The sequence below is a fragment of the Nonomuraea sp. B5E05 genome, from assembly GCF_039880665.1.
In the GTDB taxonomy this organism is placed as follows: domain Bacteria; phylum Actinomycetota; class Actinomycetes; order Streptosporangiales; family Streptosporangiaceae; genus Nonomuraea.
Window position 1 is genome coordinate 2,501 of sequence record NZ_JBDPMJ010000070.1, and the last position, 2,456, is coordinate 4,956.

1 rRNA gene (cut by a window edge) is annotated in these 2,456 nt (G+C 56.9%); it reads left to right on the forward strand.

Going from position 1 to position 2,456, the window contains the following annotated elements:
- Window positions 1–2,447, forward strand: a 23S ribosomal RNA gene (locus ABGB01_RS45690) (it extends 661 nt beyond the left edge of the window).
- Window positions 2,448–2,456: the final 9 nt, after the last annotated feature.

The window sequence follows — 2,456 nt, forward strand, 5'->3', positions numbered from 1 at the left end:
GTGCCTTTTGAAGAATGAGCCTGCGAGTTATGGTGTGTGGCGAGGTTAACCCGTGTGGGGGAGCCGTAGCGAAAGCGAGTCTGAAGAGGGCGTTTGAGTCGCATGCTGTAGACCCGAAGCGGAGTGATCTACGCATGGGCAGGTTGAAGCTCAGGTAAGACTGGGTGGAGGACCGAACCCACCAGGGTTGAAAACCTGGGGGATGATCTGTGTGTAGGGGTGAAAGGCCAATCAAACTCCGTGATAGCTGGTTCTCCCCGAAATGCATTTAGGTGCAGCGTTGCGTGTTTCTTGCCGGAGGTAGAGCACTGGATGGCTGATGGGCCCGACAAGGTTACTGACGTCAGCCAAACTCCGAATGCCGGTAAGTGAGAGCGTGGCAGTGAGACTGCGGGCGATAAGGTTCGTAGTCGAGAGGGAAACAGCCCAGATCACCGACTAAGGCCCCTAAGCGTGTGCTAAGTGGGAAAGGATGTGGAGTCGCAGAGACAACCAGGAGGTTGGCTTAGAAGCAGCCATCCTTGAAAGAGTGCGTAATAGCTCACTGGTCAAGTGATTCCGCGCCGACAATGTAGCGGGGCTCAAGCACACCGCCGAAGTCGTGGCACTCATCATCTTTTGGGGTGGTGGGTGGGTAGGGGAGCGTCGTGCAGCCGGCGAAGCAGCAGAGTGATCTAGTTGTGGAGGCTGTGCGAGTGAGAATGCAGGCATGAGTAGCGAATCGAGGGTGAGAAACCCTCGCGCCGGATGACCAAGGGTTCCTGGGCCAGGTTAATCCGCCCAGGGTAAGTCGGGACCTAAGGCGAGGCCGACAGGCGTAGTCGATGGACAACGGGTTGATATTCCCGTACCCGCTTCAATGCGCCCATACTGAACCCCTTGATACTAAGAGTCCTTAAGTCAGTTGCCTCTTCGGAGGGGATGTTAGACCGAACGCTCGGCCTGATTGGGTAGTAGGTAAGCGATGGGGTGACGCAGGAAGGTAGTCCAGCCCAGGCGATGGTTGTCCTGGGGTAAGCATGTAGGGCGGGACGTAGGTAAATCCGCGTTCTTTTTGCCTGAGGTGTGATGCCGAGCCGATTGTGGTGAAGTGGATGATCCTATGCTGCCGAGAAAAGCCTCTAGTGAGTGTTGTGGCGGCCCGTACCCTAAACCGACTCAGGTGGTCAGGTAGAGAATACTAAGGCGATCGGGTGAACTGTGGTTAAGGAACTCGGCAAATTGCCCCCGTAACTTCGGGAGAAGGGGGACCTCTGCTGGTGATCGGGCTAGCTCTGTGAGCTGGTGGGGGTCGCAGTGGCCAGGGGGAAGCGACTGTTTACTAAAAACACAGGTCCGTGCGAAGTCGTAAGACGATGTATACGGACTGACGCCTGCCCGGTGCCGGAACGTTAAGGGGACCGCTTAGTCAGGGAGACCTGGCGAAGGTGAGAACTTAAGCGCCGGTAAACGGCGGTGGTAACTATAACCATCCTAAGGTAGCGAAATTCCTTGTCGGGTAAGTTCCGACCTGCACGAATGGCGTAACGACTTCCCCGCTGTCTCAACCACAGACCCGGCGAAATTGCACTACGAGTAAAGATGCTCGTTACGCGCAGCAGGACGGAAAGACCCCGGGACCTTCACTACAGCTTGACATTGGCGTTTGGAGCGTCTTGTGTAGGATAGGTGGGAGACTGGGAAGCTCGGACGCTAGTTCGGGTGGAGTCATTGGTGAAATACCACTCTGGTCGTTTTGAACGTCTAACTCTGGTCCGTGATCCGGATCGGGGACAGTGTCTGGTGGGTAGTTTAACTGGGGCGGTTGCCTCCTAAAGGGTAACGGAGGCGCCCAAAGGTTCCCTCAGCCTGGTTGGCAATCAGGTGTTGAGTGTAAGTGCACAAGGGAGCTTGACTGTGAGACTGACGGGTCGAGCAGGAGCGAAAGCTGGGACTAGTGATCCGGCATCGGCGTGTGGAAGCGGTGTCGCTCAACGGCTAAAAGGTACCCCGGGGATAACAGGCTGATCTTCCCCAAGAGTCCATATCGACGGGATGGTTTGGCACCTCGATGTCGGCTCGTCGCATCCTGGGGCTGGAGTAGGTCCCAAGGGTTGGGCTGTTCGCCCATTAAAGCGGTACGCGAGCTGGGTTTAGAACGTCGCGAGACAGTTCGGTCCCTATCCGCTGCGCGCGCAGGAGACTTGAAAGGGGCTGTCCCTAGTACGAGAGGACCGGGACGGACGAACCTCTGGTGTGCCAGTTGTACCGCCAGGTGCACGGCTGGTTGGCTACGTTCGGAAGGGATAACCGCTGAAAGCATCTAAGCGGGAAGCTCGCCTTGAGATGAGGTCTCCCACCCCGTTTGGGGGTAAGGCTCCCGGTAGACGACCGGGTTGATAGGCCGGGTGTGGAAGCACGGTAACGTGTGGAGCTGACCGGTACTAATAGGCCGAGGACTTGACCACAAAGCATAC